We start from the raw sequence: 24,121 nt of genomic DNA, 5'->3' as shown, positions 1-24,121 counted from the left end.
CGCTATCCACCCCCGAGCTTGGCGTTGATCGCGGCGCGGCCGATCTCGGCCGCGACGGTGCCGCCGGTGGCCGCGAGCCCGCGGTTGCCGCCGTCCTCGACGATGACGGCGACCGCGATCTGCGGGTCGTTCGCCGGGGCGAAGGCGGTGTACCAGGCGTGCGGTGCGGTGTTCTTGGAGTCCGTGCCGTGCTCGGCGGTGCCGGTCTTCGACGCGATCTGGATGTCCGCGCGCTTGCCGCCGCCCTTGGTGAAGCCCTCGGAAGCGATCATCATGTCCTTGAGGATCGCGGCGTTCGACGACGAAAGTGCCGCCGTGCCGGTGAGCTCGGTGGGGCTGTAGTCCTCGATGGTCGAGAGGTCCGGGGCCAGCACCGACTGCACCAGCTGCGGCTTCATCGCCATCCCGCCGTTGGCCACGGTGGCCGCGAGCAGGCAGTCCTGCAGGGGCGTCAGCCGGACGTCGCGCTGGCCGATGCCGCTCTGGTAGAGCGCGCCCTGCGAGTCGAGCGGGCCGACGGTCGACGGCGCGACCTTCATCGGCACGGTCAGGTCGGCCTGCCCGATCCCGAAGTTCGCCGCCGTCTTCTTCATCTTGTCCGCGCCGAGCTGGCCGGCGAACTGCGCGAACGGCACGTTGCAGGAGTGCGCGAGCGCGTCCTTGAACGTGGTGCCCGGGCAGGCGGCGCCGGCGTAGTTCTCCAGCGTGACGTTGGTGCCGGGGAGCTTCGTGTTCGGCGCGGGGTCGACCGGGGTGTCCGGGCCCTTGCCGTCTTCGAGCACCGCCGACGCGGTGACGAGCTTGAACGTCGAACCCGGCGGGTAGGTCTCCGAGATCGCCCGGTTCAGCATGGGCTTCTTCGGGTCCTTGTTGTTCGCGTTCCAGGCGTCGGTCTGCGCCTTCGACGTGTGCGAGGCCAGCTGGTTCGGGTCGTACGACGGCGTCGAGACCATCGCCAGGATCCGGCCGGTCTTGGGCTCCAGCGCGACGACGGCGCCGGTGTAGCCCTTCTGCGTCATCAGGTCGTACGCGGCCTTCTGCACGGCCGGGTCGATGGTCAGCCGGACGTTGCCGCCGCTGGGGTCGCGGCCGGTGACCATGTCCGACAGCCGCCGCACGAACAGCCGCGGGTCGGAGCCGTTGAGGACGTCGTCCTCGGACCGCTCGAGCCCGCCCGCGCCGTAGTTGATCGAGTAGTAGCCGGTGACCGGCGCGTACATCGGGCCGTCGGCGTAGGTCCGGATGTACTTGTACTTGTCGTTGGACGGGTTGACGCTGGCCAGCACCTCGCCGTTGGCCTGCGACACGATCTTGCCGCGCTGGCGGGCGAACTCGTCGTAGAGCACGCGCGCGTTGCGCGAGTCGGTGCGGTAGTCGTCGGCCTTCACCACCTGGATGTAGGTGGCGTTGGCCAGCAGCAGGACGACCATGACGAGCATCGCCATGCCGACCTTGCGGAGCGGGGTGTTCATGCCTGCGCGCCCCCGTCCGCCGGCGGGCGCTGCACGAGCACGGTGTGCGCTTCCGCGATCGGCGCCTGGGGCTGCTGCTGCGGCTTCGGGCGGGTGGCCGGCTTGCGGGCGGCGTCGGAGATCCGGAGCAGCAGCGCGACCAGGATGTAGTTCGCGAGCAGCGACGAGCCGCCCTTGGACAGGAACGGCGCGGTGATACCGGTCTCCGGGATGAGTTTCGTGACCCCGCCGACGACGACGAAGATCTGCATGACCATGGTGAACGCGAGCCCGCCGCCGAGCAGCTTGCCGAACGTGTCGCGCACGGCGAGCGCGCTGCGCATGCCGCGCATCGCGACCAGCAAGTACAACATCAGGACGGCGGCCAGCCCGACGAAGCCGAGCTCCTCACCGATCGCCGCGGTGATGAAGTCGGTGGCCGCCTCGGGCACCATGTCCGGCCGCCCGGCGCCGAGCCCGGTGCCGCCGACGCCGCCGGTGCCGAGCCCGAACAGGCCCTGTGCGAGCTGGTAACCGCCGCCCGCCTGGTCGTAGGTGGCCAGCGGGTCCAGCCAGTTCGCCACGCGCTGCTGGACGTGCGTGAAGAGGTTGTAGGCGATGACGCAGCCGACGGCGAAGAAGCTGAGCCCGAGCACGACCCAGATGACCCGCTCGGTCGCGACGTAGAGCATCACCAGGATGACGCTGAAGAACAGCAGCGAGGTGCCGAGGTCCTTCTCGAACACCAGGATGCCGATGCAGACGAACGCGGCGATGAGGATCGGGCCGAGGTCGCGGGCGCGCGGCAGCTCGACGCCGACGAGCTTCTTGCCCGCCACCATGAACAGGTCCCGCTTCGACACCAGGAACGAAGCGAAGAAGATCATCAGCAGGATCTTCGCGAACTCGCCCGGCTGGATCGAGAAGAACGGCAGCTTCAGCCACACCTTGGCGCCGTTGACCTCGGACAGGCTCGACGGCAGCAGCGCGGGCAGCGCCAGCGCGACGATCCCGACCAGGCCGGCGGTGTAGCCGTAGCGGGTCAGCGTGCGGTGGTCGTTGACCACGATCAGCACGACGACGAAGAACACCAGCGAGATCACCGTGAACAGGACCTGCGCGGTGACGGCGGGCGTGTAGTCCTTGCCCTGCTGCACGGCGCGTTCGGCCAGCGCCAGGTCGATCCGGTGGATCATCACCAGGCCGATGCCGTTCAGCAGCGCGACGCAGGGGAGCAGCACCGGGTCCGCGTACGGCGCCCACTTGCGGACGGCGAGGTGCGCCCCGGTCAGCACGCCGAGGTAGGCGAGGCCGAGCCAGAGGATCGACGTCGTGAGTTCCTGCTCCTGGTTCGCTTCCACCAGCACGAGGGCGATCGTGACGATGAACGCCGCGAAGCCCAGCAGGACGAGTTCGGTGTTGCGGCGGGTCGGGACTTCGCGCGGCGGGTTCGTCTGGAACTGGGCGGCGAGCGGTTCGGCGGAACGCGCGACGGGCTGGCCCATCAGTTACCGCCTCCCGTCGTCGGTGCCGTCGAACTCGGCGTCGAGCAGTCCCTCCCCGCTGGCTGGTTCGCCGACGATGGAGCAGTGGAACCGGCCGGGGCCGACGGGATCGTCGTCGGCGTGACCGGGTTGGTCGGCGTCGGCGAGGTCTGACCGCCCGTCGGCGCGCAGTTGTTCAGGCGCTTGTGCAGCTGGAGGAAGTCGTCGATGTACTTCCGGGCGTCGTCGAGGCTGTCCTTCTTGACGCCGTTCTGCACGGCGAGCCGTGCGTCCTCCTGGAGCTGGGTGACGCGCAGCTTGTCCGTGCACACCTGGTTGGGCGGGCAGGAGCCCTGCTCGTAGGTGTGCAGGTCGATGCCGAGGATGCTGCCGGGGACGCCGCGGTAGATGACGACTTCCTCGTCCGCACCTTCGCCGACATAGTACTGACTCAGCACGAAGTACCGGGTGGCGATGGCGGCCGCGGCGAGCACCACGAGGACCACCAGCGCCCCGGCCAGCCAGCGGAACCGCTTCCGCCGCTTGGCCTTCGGGTCTTCGGTCGGCTGCGGCAGTTCCGGGCGCTGCTGCGGCGGCGGCTGGGTCAGCGCCCTGGCCCGCGCCGCGGGCGAATCGCCCTGGTGCAGCTCGTCGCTGCCGTCCCCGGCGGCGCCGCCCACGATGGGCGCGTCCTCGCCGAAGTCGACGTCGACCACGTCGGCGATGATCACGGTGACGTTGTCCGTACCACCGCCCTTGAGCGCCAGCTCGATCATCCGGTCCGCGCACTGCTGCGGGTCCGGGATCTGCACGGCCTCGGTCAGCGTCTCGTCGCTGACCATGCCGGACAGGCCGTCCGAGCAGATCAGGTACCGGTCGCCGGCGCGGGCTTCGCGCACGGTCAGGCTCGGCTCGACCTCGTGCCCGGTCAGCGCCTTGAGCAGCAGCGACCGCTGCGGGTGCACCGCCGCCTCTTCCGGCGTGATGCGGCCCTGCTCGAGCAGCTCGTTGACGAAGCTGTCGTCCCGCGTGATCTGCGCGAACTGGCCGCCGCGCAGCAGGTAGGCCCGCGAGTCGCCGACGTGCACCAGGCCCAGGCGCGTGCCCGCGAACAGCACCGCGGTGAGCGTCGTGCCCATGCCGTCGAGATCGGGGTCCTGCGAGACGAGCTCGGCGATGGCGGCGTTGCCGTTGGCCACCGCCTCCCGCAGCTGGGCGAGGAGGTCGTCGCGCGGTTCGTCGTCGTCGAGCGGGGCGAGCGAGGCGATGACGACCTTGCTGGCCACCTCACCCGCCGCGTGGCCACCCATACCGTCGGCGAGCGCGAGCAGGCGAGGGCCGGCGTACACGGAGTCCTGGTTGCTCGAACGCACCAGGCCCCGGTCGCTGCGGGCTGCGTAGCGGAGGACGAGAGTCATGGGCGAAGCTCGATCACCGTCTTGCCGATCCGGATGGGGACTCCGAGCGGGACCCGGAGGGGTGCAGTGACCTTAGCCCGGTCGAGGTAGGTCCCGTTCGTCGAGCCCAGATCTTCCACGTACCAGTCCTCACCGCGCTGGGCGATCCGGGCGTGCCGGGTCGACGCGTAGTCGTCGTCGAGCACCAGCGTGGAGTCGTCGGCCCGGCCGATCAGGATCGGCCGGCCGTCCAGCGCGATGCGCGTCCCCGCCAGTGCGCCGTGGGTGACCAGCAGCTGCTGCGGGGACTTGCTGTTGCGCGGCTTCTTCTCTTTCTTGCGCCCGAACGTCGGCACCTGGACGCGCATGCCCGATGCCGCGTAGAGGTCCGAGCGGACGACTCTGAGCGCGGCGAACACGAAGAGCCAGAGCAGCACGAGGAAGCCCACCCTGGTGAGTTGTACGACCAGCTCTGGCACTTGGTGTGTCCGCTCCCGACTCGTCCGTGCAGCCGCGACGCGGGTACGCCGCGGTCCCCCCGCACGTCAATTCTGCGGGAACAGTATTCCGTGCCCCGAGTCAGCCCTGTGTACGGAACACGAGGGACGAATGCCCCACCCGGATGACGTCGCCATCCGCGAGCTGCCAGGTCTGGACCGGAGTGCCGTTCACGGTCGTGCCGTTGGTCGAACCGATGTCGGCGAGCGTCGCGCTCTGGCCGTCCCAGGTGATCTCCAGGTGCCGGCGCGAAACACCGGTGTCCGGGAGGCGGAAGTCCGCGTCCTGGCCGCGGCCCACGACGTTCCCGCCCTGCTTCAGCGAGTACGTGCGGTTCGAGCCGTCGTCGAGCTGCAGGCTCGCCGCGAGCTGGCGCCCGGCCGCGGGCTGGGCGTACCCACCCTGCTGCTGGGCGTACGGGTCGCCGGCCGGCTGGCCGTACGCCTGCTGCTGGCCGTACTGGTCGTAGCCCGCCTGCTGCTGGCCGCCGTACTGGTCGTACCCGGCCTGCTGCTGACCGCCGTACTGGTCGTAGCCACCCTGCTGGTAGCCGCCCTGGTCGTAGCCGCCCTGCTGGGGCTGGGCGTAGCCGCCCTGGTCGTAACCGCCCTGCTGGTAGCCGCCCTGGTCGTAGCCGCCCTGCTGGGGCTGGGCGTAGCCGCCCTGGTCGTAACCGCCCTGCTGGTAGCCGCCCTGGTCGTAGCCGCCCTGCTGGGGCTGGGCGTAGCCGCCTTGGTCGTAACCACCCTGCTGCTGGCCGTAACCCTGGTCGTACCCGGGCTGCTGGCCACCCTGCTGTCCGTAGCCGTACTGGCCCTGCTGGCCGTACGGGTCACCCTGGTCGTATTGGCCGTAGCCGGGGGGCTGGCTCATTGCTGGGTCTCCTGCGTTGCTGGGTCGTGCCGACCGCGGTGAACCGGCGCCTGAGGGGCGGGCGTCGGGATCGACGGACGAACGGGTCTTGAACTGTCCAGTATGCAGCGCCTCGTTGCGCTCGAGTGATACGACGACGTCACCATAGGTGTCCAGGCCTTCGGCGGCGAGGTGTTCCGCCACCGCCTTGGCCAGCACCTGGGTGACCCGCTGCTCGTCACCGGCCATGCGCTCGTGGTCAGCCGTCCCCAAGGACACGATGTAGTGATTCGGGGCGAGCTGCCGACCGCCTGCCAGCTCACGAACGTTCTCCTCACTCTCCCGTTCCAAGGCGATCGCCACTTCCTGCGTGACGACGTTGCCACCGAACATGCGCGCGAAAGTGTTCCCCACCAGGTTCTCGAGTCGCCTGTCGAATCTCTCGGCGCGGCCCACCGGGGAAAACCTCCTCACGCTCGTGCTTCCGCATCGATCCTATCCGGGTGAGCGAGCCTCTACACGGCCCCCGGTGAAACCCGTTCAAACGACCTGCTAGTCTTCTCCTCGCTGCCGCAAGGAAGCACTCGGGCGAGTGGCGGAATGGCAGACGCGCACGGTTCAGGTCCGTGTGTCCGAAAGGACGTGAGGGTTCAACTCCCTCCTCGCCCACGCTGTTCAAAGGGCCGGCCGCTAGCGCGACCGGCCCTTTTTCCCGTTGACCTGGTCTTTCCCGGGGGCCGAGCCCCCGGACCCCCACGGTGCGGTACCTCGCCTTCCAGCGTGGTCCGGTGGGGAATCTCACGGGTTCGGTGGGCTGTTCGCCCTGGGCGAAGTTACGCCGTGTGGGTGGTGATCAGGCGGGGCTCAGCGCGATCGACAGCCGCATCTGCAGCGCCGCGGCGACGCGTTCCAGGAACGGCAGGGTGGGGATCGTGCCGCCGGCTTCGAGCCTCGCCATCGCCGACTGCGTCATTCCGGCTCGCTCGGCCAGTTCCGTCTGCGTCCAGCCGCGCTCCTCGCGAAGCGTTCGCACCTCCGCGCCCAGTTCGAACGCGATCCGGGCTGCCTCGTAGGCATGGTGGGTGCGGTCGACGCCGAGTTCCTCGCGCAGTTCGCTCCACGAGGTGCGATCGGTCATGACTCCTCCTCGTCCAGTGTGTGCCGTTCGTCCTGGCAGCGACGCACCGCTCGCCTGGCTCGCTCGACTTCGGCGGCTTCACGCATCTTCGTCTTCCGCCACACCGTCATCAGGATGATCCGCCTCCCCGGCGTGATCCAGTAGCTGACCGCGGCCGGCCAAGAGGCTTGAGTAGAAGGCGACATGGTTGATCGCGTTCTTGTCCAGACCTCTCAGTCAGTCGAGACCTGAGCCAAGTCACCTTGGGTCGCATCACCACTACGAAGCGTGTCTATGTCGTGTGGGTGGTGATCCAGTCCGCTATCACGTCCGCTCGGCTCGTTGTCTCGATGCCCGCGTGGGGGCAGCCGGGGCCCGTTGCCTCCACCGCGACCAGCTTGCCGTCCGTGAAGTACGGGGCTCCTGAGTCGTAGGTGCACGCGCTCGTTGTGATTTCCGGGGCCGCGCCGCGGACGCCCAGGGTTGTCGGGTCGACCTTGGCCACTGTGACCGTGCCCTGCTGGAGGCGCTGGGCCGGGAGCGGGTTCGTGCCCGTCAGGCTGCCCCAGCCGGCCAGGGTGAGCTGCTGGCCGACCTTCGGGAGCGTGCGGTTCACCGCCAGCGGGGGCACCGTCGTCACCGGGGTGTCCAGGCGGATCAGGGCGACGTCGTTCTCCTTCGCCTGGAGGACCTCGGTCGCCTTGCGGGCCACGCCCGATTCGGTGGCTTCGTCGACCAGGCCGAGCGTCACCGTCGTCGGGTACGGGACCTTGCCCGAGACGCGGTTGCGGTGGGCGTCGTGGAAGCAGTGCCCGGTCGTCAGCACCCAGCCGGGCGCGATCAGGGCGCCGGTGCAATAACTCGAGTACGTCGAGCCGTCCGGGCGTGGGATCTTCGTCATCGAGAGCTTCGCGACGAACCCGAACTGCCCCGGTGGGACGTCGGTGCCGTGGGCGACGGCCCAGGCCGTCGGCGCGGTGGTGATGGTCAGGACGGCGGCGGCGAGCAGGGCGCGCAGGCGCATTCTTCCCCTTCGTCGAGCGGGTGGTCGACGTTCGAGGCTATTGGCGCCGCGGCGTGCTGGGAATTCCCTGGCCGGGCGGCACTGAGGGGTGACGCCCGGCCGGTCGGTCACCCGGTGTGCGAAGCGATCCAGTCCGCGACGACGTCCACGCGCGAAGTGGTCTCGAGCTGGTTGTGCGGGCAGTCCGGCCCGGTCGACTCGACGGACACGAGCTGCCCGCCGGACCCGCCGGCGACGAAGTAGGGCGCGCCCGAGTCGTAGACGCAGGCACTGGTGGTCGTCGTCGGCGCGACGCCCTGCACGCCGAGCGTCGAGGCGGCGACCTGGCCGACCTTCACCGTCCCCTGCTGCAGCTTCGTCGACGGCGCCGGGTTGGTGGCGGTGAGGCTGCCCCAGCCGGCGAGCGTCAGCAGCTGCCCGACCGACGGCGTGACGCGGTTGACGGTGAGCGGCGTGATGCCGGTGACGTCCGCGTCCAGGGTCGCGATCGCGATGTCGTTGGCGCTCGCCTGGTAGACCGTGACGACGTTGCGCGTCACGCCCGGCGTGCTCTGGTTGACCGTGCCGAGCAGCACCGACGTCGGGTAGGGCACCGGCCCGGAGACGCGGTTGCGGTTGGCGTCGTGGAAGCAGTGGCCCGCGGTGATGATCCACTTCTTGGCGATCAGCGCGCCGGAACACGCGCTGTTGTACTTCGTGCCGTCGGGCCGCGGGATGTTCGTCATGGTGAGCTTCGCGGCGAACTGGTACGTCCCGGCCGGGACGTCGGAGCCGTTGGCCACGGCCGCCGCCGGTCCCGCGGTGGCGAGACCGGCGGCCAGCGTCAAAAGGGCAGCAGAGAACACAGCGCGAACGCGCATCGGTGGATCCCCCTTGTCCGGCACCGGCCGTCGAAGGCTGGTGATCACTTTCGAGGGTAGTGACGCCACACCGCGCGGAAATACGCCGTTCAGCCCAAGTGCCGCAGAACCTAGTTCACGCCGACCAGGTCGACGACGAAGATCAGGGTTTCGCCGGGCTTGATCACGCCGCCCGCGCCGCGGTCGCCGTAGGCCAGGTGCGGCGGGATGACGAGCTTGCGGCGGCCACCGATCTTCATGCCCGCGACGCCCTTGTCCCAGCCGGAGATGACCTGGCCGGCGCCGAGGCCGAAGCGCAGCGGCTCGCCGCGGTCCCACGAAGCGTCGAACTGCTCGCCCGACGAGTGCGAGACGCCGACGTAGTGCACGGTGACGGTCTTGCCCGGCGTGGCTTCGGCGCCGTCACCGACCGTGATGTCGGTGATCTCGAGGTCGGCCGGCGCGGGGCCGTCCGGGCGGTCGATTTGGGGCTTTTCCAAGGTCATGGGCCTCACCGTACCCACGCGTGAGGGGCTGCGCCGATCGGCCTACGCCCAAGGAGGGAAAAACGCGAAAACTCTTCACACTTGTCCTACTGCTCGGTAGCGTGCGCTTCGTCACTCTTCTGAGCTGAGGGGAGCCCGGCATGCGACGAGGCATCCGAGCCTTGACCTTCACGGCGTTGGGGGCCCTCGTGGCCGGGCTGACCCAAGTCGCCGTCACCGCGCCCGCCGCGCAGGCGGCCGGGTCGCCCGACGACTACTGCGGCGGGCAGTGCAGCGACATCCTGCCGCCCGGCGAGAACGGCAACGCCACCCTCGCGGACATCCTCGCGCACAAGGTGTTCGGCACCCGCCCGGCGCACGCGTCCGACCAGCTCGGGAAGTACGCGTCGCTGGCGAACGGGTACAAGACGCTGACCACGAGCGCGATCAACCAGTACTTCAACGACTCGTCGTTCGGCGTCGCCGCCGACCAGGTCGCGAGCACGACCAAGCCGCGCTCGGACGTGACGATCGTGCGCGACAAGGCACTCGGCGTCCCGCACATCACCGGCACCACGCGCGCGGGCACCGAGTTCGGCGCCGGGTACGCCGCCGCGCAGGACCGGCTGTGGCTGATGGACGTCCTGCGCCACGCCGCGCGCGGGCAGGTCACCCCGTTCGCCGGTGGCGCGGAAGCCAACCGCGAGCTGGAGCAGCAGTTCTTCTCGAACGCGCCGTACACCGAAGCCGAGCTGCAGCAGCAGATCGACCACGTCGCGAACAGCGGCCCGCGCGGCGCGCAGGGGCTCGCCGACGCGCAGGCCTACGTCGACGGCATCAACAAGTACATCAGCGACTCCTACAACGGCCGGTACTTTCCGGGCGAGTACGTGCTGACCGGGCACGTCGACTCGATCACCAACGCCGGGTCGATCGACCCGTTCAAGCTGACCGACCTGGTCGCGCTCGCCTCGCTCGTCGGCGCCGAGTTCGGCGCGGGCGGCGGCGGTGAGGTGCAGAACGCCATCGCGAAGCTCGCGATGCAGGAGAAGTACGGCGTCGTCCAGGGCGAGAAGGTGTGGCAGAGCCTGCGCTCGGAGGACGACCCCGAAGCCGTCAAGACGCTGCACGACGGCCAGACCTTCCCGTACGGCAAGACACCGGCCAACGCGGTCGGGCGGGCCATGCCGGACAAGGGCTCGGTGACCGGGCAGCAGCTGGTGTTCGACCAGACCGGCTCGGCTTCGACCGCCACGCCGTCCACTGTGGACGTCGCCGCGCCCGCCGACCAGGAGCCCGCCCGCGGGATGTTCGAGAACGGCGTGCTGCCGGGGAACATGCTGAGCGAGAAGCACGGCATGTCCAACGCGCTGCTCGTCTCCGGCGCGAAGACCGCCAGCGGCCACCCGGTCGCCGTGTTCGGCCCGCAGACCGGGTACTTCGCCCCGCAGCTGCTGCTGTTGCAGGAACTGCAGGGCCCGGGCATCAGCTCGCGCGGTGCCGCCTTCGCCGGCCTGAGCATGTACACGCTGCTGGGCCGCGGCCAGGACTACTCGTGGAGCGCGACGACGTCCGCGCAGGACATCATCGACACCTACGCGCTGACGCTGTGCGACCCGAGCGGCAAGGCGCCGACGAAGGACTCGAACTACTACACCTGGCAAGGCCAGTGCATCCCGATGGACACCGTCGAGGTGAAGAACGCCTGGAAGCCGACCGTGGCCGACGGGACCGCGGCGGGTTCGTACACCCTGCGCAGCTACCGGACGAAGTACGGGCCGGTGCAGAGCCGGGCGACCGTCGGCGGCAAGCCGGTGGCGTACGCGGCGCTGCGCTCGTCCTACTTCCACGAGGTCGACTCGCTGATCGGCTTCCAGGAGCTGAACGACCCGGGCTTCGTCAAGTCCGCGGCGGACTTCCAGAAGGCCGCGGCCGACATCAACTACACGTTCAACTGGTTCTACGCCGATTCCAAGGACATCGCGTACTTCAACTCCGGCAGCAACCCCTCGCGACAGTCCAATGTGGACCCGAACATGCCGGTGTGGGGCGACCAGGGCCACGACTGGAACGGCTGGAACCCGGCGGGCAACGTCGCGACCTACACGCCGGCGTCGCAGCACCCGCAGTCGATCAACCAGGACTACTACGTCAGCTGGAACAACGCGCAGGCCAACGGTTACGCGGCCGCGGGCGCGGACAAGTCCGCCGTGCACCGCGTCGACCTGCTCGACTCGCGCGTCAAGCAGCTGATCTCCAGCGGCACCAAGGTCACCCGGGTCAACCTGACCCAGGCGATGGCGGACGCCGCGCTGGCCGACCTGCGTGCCGAGCGCGTCCTGCCGCTGCTGCTGCAGGTGCTCGACAAGACGCCGACCACCGGCGCGGCCGCGGACGCCGAGGCGAAGCTCAAGACGTGGCTCGCGAACGGCCACCTGCGCAAGGAGACTTCGCCGGGCAGCAAGGCGTACGCGGACGCCGACGCGATCCGCATCTTCGACGCCTGGTGGCCGCTGCTCGTCCAGGCCGAGTTCAAGCCGGGCATGGGCGACGACGCCTACAACGCGATGACCGGCGTGCTGGGCATCAACGAAAGCCCGTCCGGCTGGCAGAACGGCAACGGCCGGCACTCCGGCCAGCCGCACAAGGGCTCGTCGTTCCAGTACGGCTGGTGGGGTTACGTCAGCAAGGACCTCCGGCAGGTGCTCGGCCAGCCGGTGGCCGGCCCGCTCGGCCAGACGTTCTGCGGTGGCGGCGACGTCACCACGTGCCGCCAGGCGCTCGTCGACTCGCTGACGACGGCCGCCGGCCAGTCCGCGAGCACCGTCTACCCCGGTGACGCGTCCTGCTCGGCCGGTGACCAGTGGTGCGCCGACACGATCGTCCACAACCCGCTGGGCGGCATCACGCAGGACAAGATCAGCTGGCAGAACCGCCCGACGTTCCAGCAGGTCGTCGAGTACGCCGCGCACCGGGGCGACAACATCGCCAACCTCGCGCCGGGGAAGACGGTCAGCGCCACGAGCGCCGAGACCGGCTTCTACAACTCCCCGGCGTCGAACGCGATCGACGGGAACGGCTCGACCCGCTGGGCCAGCGACTGGAGCGACGACCAGGCGATCACCGTCGACCTGGGCTCGGTCCAGCAGGTCAGCAGGGTGCTGCTGAGCTGGGAAGCCGCGTACGGGAAGAGCTACCAGATCCAGACTTCGCCGGACGCGGTGAACTGGACGGACGCGGCCGTGGTCACCGACGGCGACGGCGGGCAGGACAACGTCTCGTTCGCCCCGACGTCGGCGCGGTTCGTGAAGCTGCAGGGCGTCCAGCGCGGCACGAAGTACGGCTACTCGCTGTACGAGTTCGAGGTGTACGCGCACTGAGACCAGGCCGGGCCGTTCGCGGACGCGCGGGCGGCCCGGCCTACCCAGCGCGGGTTACCGTGAGCGCATGGACGACTGGACGCCCCGCACCAAGGCCATCGCGGCCGGCCGCCCGCACGGTCCCGGCGAGCCGCTCAACACCCCGCTCGTCGCCACCAGCACCTACCAGGCCGGTGGCGATTTCGTGTACGCGCGCGGGGACGGCACGCCGACCTGGCTGGCGCTCGAAGAAGCCGTCGGCGCGCTGGAAGGCGGGTACGCGACGGCGTTCGCGTCCGGGGTCGCCACCCTCTCCGCGGTGCTGGACCTGCTGCCGGTGGGGTCGCGGGTCGTCGTGCCGACGTTCAGCTACGCCGTGACGCGCGGGGTGCTCGCCCACGCGCAGAAGCTCGGCAAGCTCGCGGTCACCGAGCTGGAGCCGACCGACACCGACGCCTGGGTGGCCGAGGCCGCTACTGCGGACCTGGTCTGGCTCGAGTCGCCGACCAACCCCACCCTCGACGTGATGGCGATCGAGACCATCGCCGCCGCCGCGCGCGGGCGGGTCGTCGTCGACAACACCTTCGCGACGCCGTTGCAGCAGCGGCCCCTCGAGCTGGGCGCGGACGTCGTCGTGCACAGCGCGACCAAGGCCATCGGCGGGCACAGCGACCTGCTGCTCGGCATCACCGTGGCCAAGGACCCCGAGGTGGCGGCCGAGCTGAAGGGCGCGCGGACCCGCGTCGGGTCCACGCCGGGCGCGCTGGAGGCGTGGCTGGCCCTGCGCGGGCTGCGGACCATGCCGGTGCGGCTGGCCGAGCAGTCGAAGACCGCCGCGCTGCTCGCCGAGCGCCTGGCCGGGCACCCCGCCGTCCGGCGGGTGCGCTACCCGGGCTTCGGGATGATGCTCGCGTTCGAGCTGGCCGACGCCGAGACGGCCGACGCGTTCTGCGCCGCCGTCCGGCTGATCGTCTCGGCGACCAGCCTCGGCGGCGTCGAAAGCCTGGTCGAACGGCGGGCGTGGCTGGCAGGCGAAGAGCGGGTGCCGCCCGGGCTGGTGCGGTTCAGCGTCGGTTTGGAGGATCCCGAGGACCTTTGGCAGGACCTGCGCTTCGCCCTCCCGGAGTAACGCGGACGGGTGAGCCCTCGATAGTCCGGCATCGCAGGTCCTCGCCGTTGGGAGTCCACCGTGGGTAGAACGCTGAGCCGGGTCGCGGGCATCGCCGCCGCGGGCGCGCTGATCACCGCCGCCACCGCACCGGCCGCACTGGCCCAGACGGACACCTCGGCGCCGGAGACGACCACGACGACGTCCGAGGCGACGACCACCACCGCGCCGAGCACCAGCGAGACCACCACGACGACGGCACCTTCGACGACGGCGACCACGGGAGCCACCACCACGACGCCGTCGCTCACGGATTCGGTGAAGACCGAGGCGCCCGACCCGACCAGCACGACGACCACGGCGGCGAGCGAGCCGCCGAAGGACACCTACCAGGACAACGTCGGGCACGGGTTCGTCGGCCTCGGCGGCGAAGGCGTCCTGGTCATCGCCTGCGCGGCCGGCGCGCCGGGGAACGTGGCGACCCAGTACCTGAGCGTCACCGGTGGTCCGGACCAGGACGAGTCCGACGGCCGCTACTGGAACTACTCGGTCCGCGTGGCCGACGCCCCGGCCGGCACCACGACCGCGAAGTTCAGCTGGACCTGCGCCGGCGTCGAGGGCAACGGCGTGGTCGAGTTCGAGCAGGAAGAACCGCCGGTCACGAGCACGAGCGCCACGCCGTCGAGCACCGCCCCGGTCACCACGGCGACGTCCGCGACCGCGACGCCGACGTCGGCCGCGCCGGGCAACAGCGCGCCGAAGGCCCAGGTCAAGGTCGCGCCCAAGGGCGGGGTCGAGACGGGCTTCGGCGGCACGGCCTGGTGAGCGCCCGGCGGGCGGGTGCCGCACTCGCCCTCGTGCTGGCGCTCGCCGCGTGCAGCACCCCCGAACAGCCGAAGGCCGCGCCGGCCCCGGTGCCGTCGTCGGTGCCGGTGACCGTGCCGTTCAAGGGACTCCGGCCGACGTCGGTGAAGATCCCCAAGATCGGCGCGGAATCCAGCCTGCTCGCGGTGGCGGTCAAGCCCGACGGTTCGATCTCCGTGCCGTCGGTGCACACGCCGATGCAGGCGGCCTGGTACAAGCTCTCGCCGGTGCCCGGCGACGTCGGCCCGGCGATCGTGCTCGGGCACGTCGACGGCGACAAGAAGCCCGGCATCTTTTACAAGCTCAAGGATCTCGCCCCGGGCGACGAGGTGGACGTCGACCGCAGCGACGGCAGGAAGCTGAAGTTCGTCGTCGACCGCGTCACGCAGGTCCCGAAGGACACGTTCCCGCGCGAAGCCGTGTACGGCAACAGCACCAAGCCGGAGCTGCGGCTGATCACCTGCGGTGGCGCGTTCGACCACGCCGAACACAGCTACAAGGACAACATCGTCGTCTACGCGAACCTAGCCGACGCCTGAGCCGGGGTACGGGAACGCCGGCTTCAGCGTGGTTTCCGGGCACACCCAGCGCCGCATCCCGGCGTCGCACACCGCGTAACCCCAGTTGATCAGGTGGTCCTGCGTCCGCTCCGGCATCCTGGTGAGCCGCGTCTTCGTCACGGCCAGCGCGCGGGTCTGCTCGACGGGCGCCGGCAGGGCGTCGTCCAGGTCGAAGTGCGTGATGTCGCTGTAGGTCGCCCAGTACGTCCCGGCGAACCGCTTGTCCTGGTAGGACTTCAGCAGCGAGCCGGTGCGCAGCTCGCGGACCTGGTTGTCCATCACGGTCAGCACGCGGAACAGCTGCATCGGCCAGCTGTGCCGCGGCTTTTCCTCGTGCTTCATCTTCTTGCCCGCGTCGCTGACCAGGACGGTCGCGCGCTGGTTCTCGATCGGGTCCAGGCCGAGGTTGTCGTACACGCCCGCGTCGCTGAGCACGATCTTGCGCTCGGGCTGGTGCGGGTCCGGGATCACGACCGGCGAGAGCAGCGGCGGGAACGCCGACGACGCGGCCACCGCCGTCGCCAGGGGAATCCGCCCGTGCGGGCCGGACTGACGGAAGAACCACCACAGCGAGCCGTCCTGCAGGCTGGTCGCGGTGAACACGAAGTTCGGCCCGGCCGGGTGCAGGTCCGCCAGGCAGCAGTCGCCGAAGAGGTGCTTCGCGTAGCGGCGCGCCAGCTCTTCGCCCGCGCTGCGCCACGGCATCAGCATGGCCTTCAGCGTGACCGGGACGTCGAGGTTCGTGCGGGCCAGTTTCCGCAGCGGCTGCACGACTTCCTTGCCGAAGTTCTCCGCGACGCCGTCGTCGCCGAAGTACAGCTTGTGCCACGCGTGGGCGAGCACCCCGGCCGCGATCGACCCGCCGGAAACGCTCGACACCGTCGTCAGCTTGGGCAGCCAGCCGAGTTCGTTGAGCCGCCAGAGCGCGCCGGCGTGGAAGAGCATCGCCCGGTAACCACCCCCGGAGAGCGCGAGCCCGACACCGTCCCGTTTCGCCGCGTCCACCCGGCCGAGTCTAGGACCGCAGCAACGGCGCGAGCAGCGGGCGTTGCGGCGCGGGGACGTATTCGGCGTAGTTGTCGTACAACGCCTGTTTTGCCAGGTGTGCCGCGCCGGCGCCGTCGGCGGCCCGGATCGCGTCGAGCACCTCGGCGTGGTGCGCGAGCCAGGTGCGCATCAGCGACGTCCGGTTGCTGGCGTGCTCGAGCTTGTCCTCGATCAGCTCCAGCACGACCCCGCGCACGACTTCTTCGCTGACCACCAGCAAGGGGTTGCGCGAGATGCGCGCGATGACTTCGTGGAACGCGACGTCGGCGCGGCTGAACTCGGCGTACCCGTGCGAAACGCCTTCGCGCATGGACTCCAGCGCGGTGTCGAGGCCCGCCAGGTCGTCGTCGGTGCGCAGCTCCGCCGCGAGCAGGTGGGCCGAGCCGTCGAGGATCATCCGGAACTGCAGGAGTTCCGCGAGCCCGACGTGGTTCGCCCGCGCGAGCCGCTGCATCGAGCGGTGCAACGCGGCGGGCGACGCGGCCAGCACTTCGGGACCACGCGGGTCACCGGGCCGCGAGCGGATCATTTCGGCGGCCTGCAGCACGCGCAGGGCTTCCCGGATCGTCGAGCGGCCGACGCCGAACTGCGTCATCAGCTCGCGCTCGCTCGGCAGCCGCTCGCCCGGCTTGAGCTCGCCGCTGATCACGGCCTGCTCGATCTGCTCGACGACCCGCTCGTACGCGCGGACCGGAGCCACCGGTTCGAACCGCATCCCTTGACCTCGTCGTCCCCGCAATGTCAGGCTACTGGTCAGACCAGTGTACTTACCTGGAGGCCGAATGAAAGCCCGACTTCACGTGGTGGCAGCGGCGCTGCTGCTCGTGGTGTCCGGCTGCTCGGCCGGCTCGTCCGCCAGCGTTTCCGCAGGTCCGGACACGCTTTCGGTCGGCTTCACGGCCGAGCCCGCGAACTTCGACTTCACGCGCACGGACGGCGCCGCGATCCCGCAAGCGCTGCTCTACAACGTCTACGAAGGCCTGGTGAAGCTCGACTCGCAGGGCCGCGTGGTGCCGCTGCTCGCGAAGTCGTGGACGATCAGCCCGGACCGCAAGACCTACGACTTCCAGCTCCAGCCGGGCGTGAAGTTCAGCAACGGCGCGCCCTTCACCGCCGAAGACGTCAAGTTCTCGCTGCTGCGCGTGAAAACGGACTGGACGATCTCGATCAAGTCCACGATGGACGTCGTCGACCACGTCGACGTCGTGGCGCCGGACCACGCGCGGGTCGTGCTCTCGAAGCCGTCCAACGGCTGGCTGTTCAGCCTCACCAGCCGGCTCGGCGCGATGTTCAGCCCCACCGGCGTCGCGGACCTGGCGACCAAGCCGGTCGGCACCGGGCCGTACGTCGTGGCGGCGCGCAAGCGCGGCGACTCCGTGGTGCTGAAGGCGAATCCCGGGTACTGGGGCCGGAAACCGGCGTACTCGACCGTGGTCCTCAAGTACATCAAGGACCCGACCGCGCTGAACAACGCGTTGTCCAGCAACGGCATCGACGTCATCTCGGCGATCACCGCGCCCGACTCGATCCCGCAGTTCCAGGCCGACGACCGGTTCCAGGTCATCCAGGGCACGTCGAACTCCGAGGTCACGCTGGCGATGAACGGCGCGCGGGCACCGCTGAACGACGTCCGGGTGCGGCAGGCGCTGACGTACGCGATCGACCGGAAGGCGTTGCTGGACACGGCGTGGGCGGGCCGCGGCACGCTGATCGGCAGCATGGTCCCGCCGACCGACCCCTGGTACGAGGACCTCGCGAACGTCTACCCGTTCGATCCCGGGCGGGCCAAGGCGATGCTGACCGAAGCCGGCGCGACGAACCTGAACCTGCGCCTGCGGATCCCGAACCTGCCGTACGCGGTGTCGGCCGCTCAGGTCGTCCAGTCGCAGCTCGCCGACGTCGGCGTGCGGACCACGATCGAGCCGCTCGACTTCCCGGCGGTGTGGCTGAAGCAGGTGTTCACCGACCACGACTACGACCTGTCGATCATCCAGCACGTCGAAGCCCGCGACATCACGACGTTCGGGAAGCCCAAGTACTACTGGGGTTACGACAGCAAGCGCGTCCAGCAACTGCTCGCCGCCGCCGACAGCGGGACGCCGGAGCAGCAGGTCGCGGACATGAAGGAGGTCGCGCGGCAGCTGAACACCGACGCGGCCGCGGACTGGCTGTTCCTGTTCCCCAACGTGATCGTGGCGAAGGCCAAGGTCGGCGGGTTCACGCGGAACCAGGTCAGCGAGTCGTTCGACCTCACCGGGCTGGCGCCGCGATGACCGCCAAGGTGCTGCGCCGGCTGGCGATCTTCGTGGTCAGCGTGCTGGTCGCGTCGATCATCGTGTTCCTCTTCATGGCCGTGCTGCCGGGCGATCCGGCGCAGGTCGCGCTCGGCGTCAACGCGGCGCCCGAGCTGCTCGCCAAGACCCGCGCGGAGTTCGGCATCGACCGGCCGCTCGTCACGCAGTACTTCGACTGGATCGGCGGCGTGCTGCACGGCGACTTCGGCCGTTCGTACGTCACGCGCGACGCGATCGGGCCGCAGCTGCTCGACCGCCTCGGCGTCACGCTCTGGCTCGTCGGCGCGGGGATGCTGGTGGCGCTGGTGATCGCCGTGCCGGCCGGGACGTTCGCCGCGGTGAAGCACCGGAAGGCGACGGGCGCGGGCGTTTCCGGGCTGTCGCAGATCGGCGTCGCGATCCCCGCGTTCCTCGCCGGGATCATCCTGGTGCAGATCTTCGCCGTGCAGCTGCGCTGGCTGCCCTCCGGCGGGTGGACGCCGCCGAACCAGGACTTCGGTGAGTTCTTCCGCGGGCTCGTGCTTCCCGCGTTGTCGCTGGGTTTGGTGCAGGGCGCGGTGCTCACGCGGTACGTGCGCTCGGCGGTGCTCGACACGCTCGGCCAGGACTACCTGCGCACCGCGCGGTCCAAGGGCTTGCGGCCCGGACAGGCGCTGGTGCGCCACGGCCTGCGCAACGCGTCGGTGCCCGTCGTCACCGTGCTGGGTCTGCAGCTGGCGACGCTGCTGATCGGCGCGGTCGTCGTCGAGCGTGTGTTCGTGCTGCCGGGCCTGGGTTCGATGCTGCTGGACGCCGTCGGCTCCCGCGATCTGCTGACCGTGCAGGGGATCGTGCTGGTGCTCGTGGTCGGCGTGCTGCTGGTCAACTTCGTCGTCGACGTCCTCTACACCGTGCTCGATCCGCGATTGCGGGGTTCGTGATGCGCAATCTCGTGATCGGCGGGGTCCTCGTCGGGCTGGTCGTGCTCGCCGCGCTGCTGTCGTTCGTGTGGACGCCGTTCGACCCGGTGAAGGTCGACGCGGCGAACCGGCTGCTCGGCCCGGGCGCGGCCCACTGGTTCGGCACCGACAAGTTCGGCCGCGACCTGCTGAGCCAGCTCATGGTCGGCGCGCGGACGACGTTGTACGTCGGTGTGGTCGCGGTCGGCATCGCCGCGGTGATCGGCACGCCGCTGGGCATCCTCGCCGGGATGTCCCCGCGGTGGCTGGGCGAGTTCGTCATGCGCGTCAACGACCTCGTGCTCGCGTTCCCCGCGCTGCTGCTGGCGATCATGTTCGGCGCGGTGTTCGGGGCGGACACGCTGACCGCGATGGTCGCGATCGGCATCGCCACGATCCCGTCGTTCGCCCGGATCGCGCGCTCGGGGACGCTGCAGGTGATGAGCACCGAGTTCGTCCTCGCGGCGCGGGCCGGCGGCCGGTCGCGGCCGCAGATCGCCGTGCGGCACGTGCTGCCGAACATCTCCGGCCTGCTGATCGTCCAGTCTTCGGTGTCCTTCGCGATCGCCGTGCTCGCCGAAGCGGCGTTGTCGTTCCTGGGCTTCGGCACGCGGCCGCCGACGCCGTCGTGGGGCCGGATGCTGCAGGAATCCCAGGAACTCTTGACCGTGCACCCGCGGCTGGCGCTGGTGCCGGGCATCGCGATCGCCGTCGCCGTCCTCGGCTTCAACCTCCTCGGCGACGGCCTGCGCGACCGGCTGGACCCCCGATTGGCGGCCCGCGTATGACGCTTTCGGTTTCCGGGTTGCGGGTCGGTGAGCTGGTCCGGGACGTGTCCTTCGAGATCGGCGCGGGCGAACGCGTCGGCCTGATCGGCGAGTCCGGGTCCGGCAAGTCGCTGACCGCGTTGTCGATCATGGGCCTGCTCCCGGACGAACTCCGCGCGTCGGGCTCGATCCGGCTGGGTGACCGCGAGCTGCTCGGAATGTCCGAAAAGGACTTGTCGCGGCTGCGCGGTGACGAGCTGGCGATGGTGTTCCAGGAGCCGATGACGGCGTTGAACCCGGCCATGCGCGTCGGCCGCCAGGTCACCGAGCCCGGCCGGATCCACGGCCGCCGCCACCGCGCGGAAGAACTCCTCGACGCGGTCGGGCTGGCGGGCACCGCCCGCGCGTACCCGCACCAGCTCTCCGGCGGGCAACGGCAGCGGGTGGTGCTGGCGATGGCGCTGGCCAACGAGCCGTCGCTGCTGATCTGCGACGAGCCGACGACCGCGCTCGACGTCACCGTGCAGTCCCAGATCCTCGCTCTGATCAAAGCCGCACTTTCACGTGAAAGTGCGCTCCTCTTCATCAGCCACGACCTCGCGGTGGTGGCGTCGGTGTGCGAGCGCGTGCTCGTGATGCTCGACGGCGAGATCGTCGAAGCGGGTTCGACGCGCGAAGTCCTGACATCGCCGAAGCACGAGTACACGCGCAAGCTCCTGGCCGCGTCGGACCTGGAGGCCCGCCGATGAGCATCGTCGAAGTCCGCGACCTCGAACGCCGCTACGCCCGCCGGGACGTGCACGCCCTGCGCGGCGTCAGCTTCGACGTCGAGGCCGGGCAGCGGTTCGGCATCGTCGGCGAGTCCGGTTCCGGCAAGTCGACGCTGGTCCGGCTGCTGGCCGCGCTCGACAAGCCGACCGCCGGCACGGTGACGTTCCAAGGTCGCCGCGTCGACAACCTGCCCGAACGCAAGCTCGGCTTCCTGCGGTCGGACCTGCAGATCGTCTTCCAGGACCCGATGGGTTCGCTCGACCCGCGCATGCGCGTGCTGGACATCGTTTCCGAGCCGCTCGGCCGCCGCGAACCCGATCGCGTCGCCGAGCTGCTCGCCGCCGTCGGCCTGCCCGTCGACGCCGCGCAGCGCTTCCCGCACCAGTTCTCCGGCGGTCAGCGGCAGCGCATCTCCATCGCCCGCGCGCTGGCGCCGAACCCGAGCGTGCTGATCGCCGACGAGCCGGTCAGCGCGCTCGACGTCTCCGTGCGCGGCCAGATCCTCGACCTCCTCGCGTCGCTGGCCGGGCAGTTCGCGCTGACGCTGATCTTCGTGTCCCACGACCTCGGCGTGGTCCGGCACGTCTGCGACCGCGTCGCCGTGATGCGCCGCGGCGAGATCGTCGAACTCGGCGACGTCGACCAGGTCTACGAAGCGCCGCAGCACGAGTACACGCGGGAGTTGCTGGCCGCCGCGCCGAACCTGCGCGCCGAGCTGGCCCGGCTGAGCGGAGGCGACGATGGCTGAGTACCCCGGCGGCCTGCCGGTCGGAGCGGGCTGGGTGTCCACTGTGGACGCCGAAGAAATCGTTTTCCCCTATGACGGGAGCGTCATCGGCACCGCGCCGGTCGGCACTCCCGAGCTGGCTCGGCAGGCGGTCGACGAAGCTGTCGCCGTTGCCCGTGAAGTGGCTTCGCTGCCTTCGCGAGTCCGGCGTTCGCTGCTCAACGACGTCGCTTCGGCGGTGCGGGACCGGCGCGAGGAGTTCGAGAACCTGCTCGTGCTGGAGACCGGCAAGCCGCTGGTCGACTGCCGCGTCGAGGTCGCGCGCACGATCGTCACCTGGGAAGCCGCCGCCGAAGAGGTTTCGCGGCTGCACGGCGAGACCGTGCCGCTGGACCTCCTGCCGTCCGGCGACGGACTGGTCGGGTTCTGGAAGCGCAAGCCGATCGGCGTCGTCGTCGGCATCGCCGGCTTCAACTACCCGCTGCTGCTGGCGTCGCACAAGATCGCCCCCGCGATCGCCGCGGGCTGCCCCGTGATCGTCAAGCCCGCGCCCCAGACGCCGCTGGCCACGCTGTGGCTGGTGCACCTGGTCCGGACGCTCGCGCCGCTGCCCGCGATGGTCCAGCTGGTCACCGGCGACGCGGCCGTCGGCGCCGCGCTGACGACCGACCGCCGGATCGGCGCGGTGTCGTTCACCGGCTCGGCCGCCGTCGGCCACCGCATCGCCCGTGACGCGGCGCCCACGAAGACGTTGCTGGAGCTGGGTTCGAACGCGGCACTGGTCGTCGCCGAGGACGCCGATCTGGACGCCGCGGTGGACGCCGTGCTGCGCGGTGGTTTCTACGCGTCCGGCCAGGCGTGCATTTCGGTGCAGCGCGTACTCGTCGTCGCGTCGGTGGCTCCGGAGTTCACCGAACGGCTGCTGGCGCGCCTCGACGAGGTCGTCGTCGGCGATCCGCGGGACGAGAAGACGCGGGTGTCCGCGCTGATCGACCCCGCCTCGACCGAGCGCGTCGCCGCGTGGATCGAGAAGTCCGGCGCGCGTCAGGCCGGTGGCGGTGTCGACGGAACGGTGCTGCGGCCGACCGTCCTGCTCGACGTCCCGGACGGCGTCGAGGCGTGGGACGAGGAGATCTTCGGCCCGGTCGTCTGCGTGCGCACGGTGTCCGATGTGGACGAAGCGTTCGCCGCGGTCAACGCGTCCCGCTACGGCCTCCACGCCAGCGTCTACAGCAGGTCGCTGAACACGGCGTTCCGCGCGCTGGACGAGCTGGAGGTCGGTGGCGTCGTCGTCAACGAGGTGCCCGGCTTCCGCTCGGACACCATGCCGTACGGCGGGGTGAAGGACTCCGGCATCGGCCGCGAGGGGCCGCGGTTCGCCGTCGAAGAGCTGACCGTGACGAGGATGGCGGTGCTGCGCCCGTGAACTACTCGACGTTGTTCCGCTTGGACGGCCGCCGCGCGCTCGTGCTCGGCGCCGGCGGCATCGGCCGCGAAGCCGCGCGAGCGCTGGCCGCGCACGGTGCCGACGTCGTGTGCGCGGACCGCGACCTCGAAGCCGCGCGCGAGGCAGGCGTCGGCGAGGCGTACGAAATCGACCTGCTCGCCCACGGCGCCGTCGACCAGGCCGCGAGCGACCTCGGCCCGCTCGACGTCGTCGTCCTGACCGCCGCGACGAACGTCCGCAAGCGGCTGCTGGACTACACGCGGGAGGAGTTCGACCGCGTCATCGCGCTGAACCTCGGCGTGACGTTCGAGGTCGTGCGCGTCTTCGGCGCCGACATGGTCGCGCGCGGGCGGGGGAGCATCATCGGCTTCTCCTCGATCCGCGGCACGACCGTCGAGCCCGGCCAGGGCCCGTACGCGGCCACGAAAGCCGGGCTGGTCCAGCTGTTCCGGACCGCGGCGGCGGAGTTCGGCCCGGCCGGCGTCCGGGTCAACGCGATCGCGCCCGGCGTCGTCGAAACGCCGTTGACCGCGCAGATCAAAGCGAACCCCGAGTGGTACGACGCGTACGCGGCGAAGGGCGCGTTGGGGCGCTGGGCGCGTCCGGACGAGCTCGCCGGCGCGGTCGTCTACCTCGCTTCGGACGCTTCGTCGTTCGTCACCGGCTCCGTGCTCGCGGTGGACGGCGGCTGGACCGCCGTCGACGGCCGCTTCGAACCGCCTGCCTCGTAAGGAGCGCGCATGACCGAGCTGCCCGATCTGACCGCCGTCGAACTCGTCGCGCACTACCGCGCGAAGACGCTCTCGCCGGTCGAGGTCACCGAAGCGGTTCTCGCGCGCATAGAGACGCGAGAGCCGGAGCTGCACGCGTTGTACGCGTACGACCCTTCAGGCGCTCTCGACGACGCGAAGGCGTCCGAAGCGCGTTGGGCGGCCGACGAACCGCTCGGCCCGATCGACGGCGTCCCGCTGACGCTCAAGGAGAACATCGCGACCCGCGGCACCCCGGTCCCGCTGGGCACGGCGGCCACCGCGCTGACCCCGGCCGCGGCGGACGCCCCGGCGGCGGCGCGCGTGCGCGAGTCGGGCGGCG

Annotated in this window: 23 protein-coding genes and 1 tRNA gene; 13 read left to right on the top strand and 11 right to left on the bottom strand. The window is 70.4% G+C overall.

Annotated features, from left to right (window positions below):
- Positions 1–2: 2 nt before the first annotated feature.
- The 5 genes from G3I65_RS04625 to G3I65_RS04605 all read right to left on the bottom strand — a co-directional run bounded on the left by G3I65_RS04625 (position 3) and on the right by G3I65_RS04605 (position 6,138).
- Positions 3–1,472 (bottom strand): penicillin-binding protein 2, encoded by a 1,470-nt coding sequence (locus G3I65_RS04625; RefSeq protein WP_160694983.1) that lies wholly within the window; start codon positions 1,470–1,472, stop codon positions 3–5.
- Positions 1,469–2,956 (bottom strand): FtsW/RodA/SpoVE family cell cycle protein, encoded by a 1,488-nt coding sequence (locus G3I65_RS04620; protein ID WP_160694982.1) that lies wholly within the window; start codon positions 2,954–2,956, stop codon positions 1,469–1,471. The genes G3I65_RS04625 and G3I65_RS04620 overlap by 4 nt, the downstream gene beginning before the upstream one ends.
- Positions 2,956–4,353 carry a PP2C family serine/threonine-protein phosphatase gene (locus tag G3I65_RS04615; protein WP_160694981.1) on the bottom strand — a complete coding sequence of 466 codons (1,398 nt, stop codon included), beginning with the start codon at positions 4,351–4,353 and terminating at the stop codon, positions 2,956–2,958. The genes G3I65_RS04620 and G3I65_RS04615 overlap by 1 nt, the downstream gene beginning before the upstream one ends.
- Complete coding sequence (locus tag G3I65_RS04610; protein ID WP_003079002.1) at positions 4,350–4,811, bottom strand: FHA domain-containing protein; 462 nt, start codon at positions 4,809–4,811, stop codon at positions 4,350–4,352. Before G3I65_RS04610 ends, G3I65_RS04615 begins: the two co-directional genes overlap by 4 nt.
- Before the next feature lie 100 nt (positions 4,812–4,911).
- Complete coding sequence (locus tag G3I65_RS04605) at positions 4,912–6,138, bottom strand: FhaA domain-containing protein (protein WP_160694980.1); 1,227 nt, start codon at positions 6,136–6,138, stop codon at positions 4,912–4,914.
- A 130-nt stretch (positions 6,139–6,268) separates the two neighbouring features.
- On the opposite strand from G3I65_RS04605, the gene G3I65_RS04600 reads away from it, so the two are divergent.
- Positions 6,269–6,351: transfer RNA gene (locus G3I65_RS04600), tRNA-Leu, on the top strand.
- A 184-nt stretch (positions 6,352–6,535) separates the two neighbouring features.
- On the opposite strand, the gene G3I65_RS04595 is transcribed toward G3I65_RS04600, so the two are convergent.
- The 4 genes from G3I65_RS04595 to G3I65_RS04580 form a co-directional block, all read right to left on the bottom strand.
- Positions 6,536–6,820, bottom strand: a complete 285-nt coding sequence (locus G3I65_RS04595; RefSeq protein ID WP_160694979.1) for a helix-turn-helix domain-containing protein — start codon at positions 6,818–6,820, stop codon at positions 6,536–6,538.
- Positions 6,821–7,091: 271 nt separating this feature from the next.
- Positions 7,092–7,823 (bottom strand): trypsin-like serine protease, encoded by a 732-nt coding sequence (locus tag G3I65_RS04590; RefSeq protein ID WP_160694978.1) that lies wholly within the window; start codon positions 7,821–7,823, stop codon positions 7,092–7,094.
- 107 nt (positions 7,824–7,930) lie between these two features.
- Positions 7,931–8,683 (bottom strand): trypsin-like serine protease, encoded by a 753-nt coding sequence (locus G3I65_RS04585; protein ID WP_160694977.1) that lies wholly within the window; start codon positions 8,681–8,683, stop codon positions 7,931–7,933.
- Positions 8,684–8,793: 110 nt separating this feature from the next.
- On the bottom strand, positions 8,794–9,168 hold the full coding sequence (locus tag G3I65_RS04580; protein WP_125309473.1) for an FKBP-type peptidyl-prolyl cis-trans isomerase: 375 nt from the start codon (positions 9,166–9,168) through the stop codon (positions 8,794–8,796).
- A 140-nt stretch (positions 9,169–9,308) separates the two neighbouring features.
- Here G3I65_RS04580 and G3I65_RS04575 point away from each other — a divergent pair, with 140 nt between their 5' ends.
- The 4 genes from G3I65_RS04575 (at position 9,309) to G3I65_RS04560 (ending at position 15,017) form a co-directional block, all read left to right on the top strand.
- A complete protein-coding gene (locus G3I65_RS04575) occupies positions 9,309–12,527 on the top strand; it encodes a penicillin acylase family protein (protein WP_166639671.1) in 3,219 nt (1,072 codons plus the stop codon).
- Positions 12,528–12,594: 67 nt separating this feature from the next.
- Positions 12,595–13,635, top strand: coding sequence for a PLP-dependent aspartate aminotransferase family protein (locus tag G3I65_RS04570; RefSeq protein WP_160694976.1), 1,041 nt, complete (start codon positions 12,595–12,597; stop codon positions 13,633–13,635).
- Positions 13,636–13,695: 60 nt separating this feature from the next.
- Positions 13,696–14,439: a hypothetical protein gene (locus G3I65_RS04565; RefSeq protein WP_309235260.1), complete on the top strand. Its 744-nt coding sequence runs from the start codon at positions 13,696–13,698 to the stop codon at positions 14,437–14,439.
- Positions 14,436–15,017: a class F sortase gene (locus G3I65_RS04560; protein WP_160694975.1), complete on the top strand. Its 582-nt coding sequence runs from the start codon at positions 14,436–14,438 to the stop codon at positions 15,015–15,017. Before G3I65_RS04565 ends, G3I65_RS04560 begins: the two co-directional genes overlap by 4 nt.
- Here G3I65_RS04560 and G3I65_RS04555 read toward each other — a convergent pair.
- On the bottom strand, positions 15,003–16,043 hold the full coding sequence (locus G3I65_RS04555) for a patatin-like phospholipase family protein (RefSeq protein ID WP_160694974.1): 1,041 nt from the start codon (positions 16,041–16,043) through the stop codon (positions 15,003–15,005). The genes G3I65_RS04560 and G3I65_RS04555 overlap by 15 nt on opposite strands.
- A 10-nt stretch (positions 16,044–16,053) precedes the next feature.
- Positions 16,054–16,800, bottom strand: coding sequence for a FadR/GntR family transcriptional regulator (locus G3I65_RS04550; protein ID WP_160694973.1), 747 nt, complete (start codon positions 16,798–16,800; stop codon positions 16,054–16,056).
- Positions 16,801–16,867: 67 nt separating this feature from the next.
- On the opposite strand from G3I65_RS04550, the gene G3I65_RS04545 reads away from it, so the two are divergent.
- The 8 genes from G3I65_RS04545 to G3I65_RS04510 all read left to right on the top strand — a co-directional run.
- Positions 16,868–18,358 (top strand): ABC transporter substrate-binding protein, encoded by a 1,491-nt coding sequence (locus tag G3I65_RS04545; protein ID WP_166639670.1) that lies wholly within the window; start codon positions 16,868–16,870, stop codon positions 18,356–18,358.
- The gene (locus G3I65_RS04540; protein WP_160694972.1) at positions 18,355–19,299 is read left to right on the top strand and encodes an ABC transporter permease; all 945 of its coding nucleotides are present in this window, start codon (positions 18,355–18,357) and stop codon (positions 19,297–19,299) included. The genes G3I65_RS04545 and G3I65_RS04540 overlap by 4 nt, the downstream gene beginning before the upstream one ends.
- Complete coding sequence (locus tag G3I65_RS04535; RefSeq protein WP_163046639.1) at positions 19,299–20,105, top strand: ABC transporter permease; 807 nt, start codon at positions 19,299–19,301, stop codon at positions 20,103–20,105. Before G3I65_RS04540 ends, G3I65_RS04535 begins: the two co-directional genes overlap by 1 nt.
- Positions 20,102–20,833 (top strand): ABC transporter ATP-binding protein, encoded by a 732-nt coding sequence (locus tag G3I65_RS04530; protein ID WP_160694970.1) that lies wholly within the window; start codon positions 20,102–20,104, stop codon positions 20,831–20,833. The genes G3I65_RS04535 and G3I65_RS04530 overlap by 4 nt, the downstream gene beginning before the upstream one ends.
- On the top strand, positions 20,830–21,603 hold the full coding sequence (locus G3I65_RS04525) for an ABC transporter ATP-binding protein (protein WP_160694969.1): 774 nt from the start codon (positions 20,830–20,832) through the stop codon (positions 21,601–21,603). Before G3I65_RS04530 ends, G3I65_RS04525 begins: the two co-directional genes overlap by 4 nt.
- Positions 21,596–23,008 carry an aldehyde dehydrogenase family protein gene (locus G3I65_RS04520; RefSeq protein WP_160694968.1) on the top strand — a complete coding sequence of 471 codons (1,413 nt, stop codon included), beginning with the start codon at positions 21,596–21,598 and terminating at the stop codon, positions 23,006–23,008. The genes G3I65_RS04525 and G3I65_RS04520 overlap by 8 nt, the downstream gene beginning before the upstream one ends.
- Positions 23,005–23,760, top strand: a complete 756-nt coding sequence (locus G3I65_RS04515) for an SDR family oxidoreductase (RefSeq protein WP_160694967.1) — start codon at positions 23,005–23,007, stop codon at positions 23,758–23,760. Before G3I65_RS04520 ends, G3I65_RS04515 begins: the two co-directional genes overlap by 4 nt.
- A 9-nt stretch (positions 23,761–23,769) precedes the next feature.
- A partial coding sequence (locus G3I65_RS04510; RefSeq protein ID WP_240924589.1) for an amidase family protein occupies positions 23,770–24,121 on the top strand: 352 nt, incomplete at its 3' end.

This window comes from Amycolatopsis sp. SID8362 (assembly GCF_010550475.1).
Classification (GTDB): Bacteria; Actinomycetota; Actinomycetes; order Mycobacteriales; family Pseudonocardiaceae; genus Amycolatopsis; species Amycolatopsis eburnea.
The sequence above is the reverse complement of the archived record's forward strand: the minus strand, read 5'-3'. Positions and strand labels throughout refer to the sequence as shown.

What these genes read in the sequence shown, in the direction of transcription:
- G3I65_RS04575 (WP_166639671.1), top strand. Translation starts at nt 9,309, where the DNA reads ATGCGACGAGGCATCCGAGCCTTGACCTTCACGGCGTTGGGGGCCCTC.
- G3I65_RS04525 (WP_160694969.1), top strand. Translation starts at nt 20,830, where the DNA reads ATGAGCATCGTCGAAGTCCGCGACCTCGAACGCCGCTACGCCCGCCGG.
- G3I65_RS04620 (WP_160694982.1), bottom strand. Translation starts at nt 2,956, where the DNA reads ATGGGCCAGCCCGTCGCGCGTTCCGCCGAACCGCTCGCCGCCCAGTTC.
- G3I65_RS04520 (WP_160694968.1), top strand. Translation starts at nt 21,596, where the DNA reads ATGGCTGAGTACCCCGGCGGCCTGCCGGTCGGAGCGGGCTGGGTGTCC.
- G3I65_RS04550 (WP_160694973.1), bottom strand. Translation starts at nt 16,800, where the DNA reads ATGCGGTTCGAACCGGTGGCTCCGGTCCGCGCGTACGAGCGGGTCGTC.
- G3I65_RS04580 (WP_125309473.1), bottom strand. Translation starts at nt 9,168, where the DNA reads ATGACCTTGGAAAAGCCCCAAATCGACCGCCCGGACGGCCCCGCGCCG.
- G3I65_RS04535 (WP_163046639.1), top strand. Translation starts at nt 19,299, where the DNA reads ATGCGCAATCTCGTGATCGGCGGGGTCCTCGTCGGGCTGGTCGTGCTC.
- G3I65_RS04540 (WP_160694972.1), top strand. Translation starts at nt 18,355, where the DNA reads ATGACCGCCAAGGTGCTGCGCCGGCTGGCGATCTTCGTGGTCAGCGTG.
- G3I65_RS04590 (WP_160694978.1), bottom strand. Translation starts at nt 7,823, where the DNA reads ATGCGCCTGCGCGCCCTGCTCGCCGCCGCCGTCCTGACCATCACCACC.
- G3I65_RS04545 (WP_166639670.1), top strand. Translation starts at nt 16,868, where the DNA reads ATGAAAGCCCGACTTCACGTGGTGGCAGCGGCGCTGCTGCTCGTGGTG.
- G3I65_RS04615 (WP_160694981.1), bottom strand. Translation starts at nt 4,353, where the DNA reads ATGACTCTCGTCCTCCGCTACGCAGCCCGCAGCGACCGGGGCCTGGTG.
- G3I65_RS04595 (WP_160694979.1), bottom strand. Translation starts at nt 6,820, where the DNA reads ATGACCGATCGCACCTCGTGGAGCGAACTGCGCGAGGAACTCGGCGTC.
- G3I65_RS04585 (WP_160694977.1), bottom strand. Translation starts at nt 8,683, where the DNA reads ATGCGCGTTCGCGCTGTGTTCTCTGCTGCCCTTTTGACGCTGGCCGCC.
- G3I65_RS04625 (WP_160694983.1), bottom strand. Translation starts at nt 1,472, where the DNA reads ATGAACACCCCGCTCCGCAAGGTCGGCATGGCGATGCTCGTCATGGTC.
- G3I65_RS04570 (WP_160694976.1), top strand. Translation starts at nt 12,595, where the DNA reads ATGGACGACTGGACGCCCCGCACCAAGGCCATCGCGGCCGGCCGCCCG.
- G3I65_RS04530 (WP_160694970.1), top strand. Translation starts at nt 20,102, where the DNA reads ATGACGCTTTCGGTTTCCGGGTTGCGGGTCGGTGAGCTGGTCCGGGAC.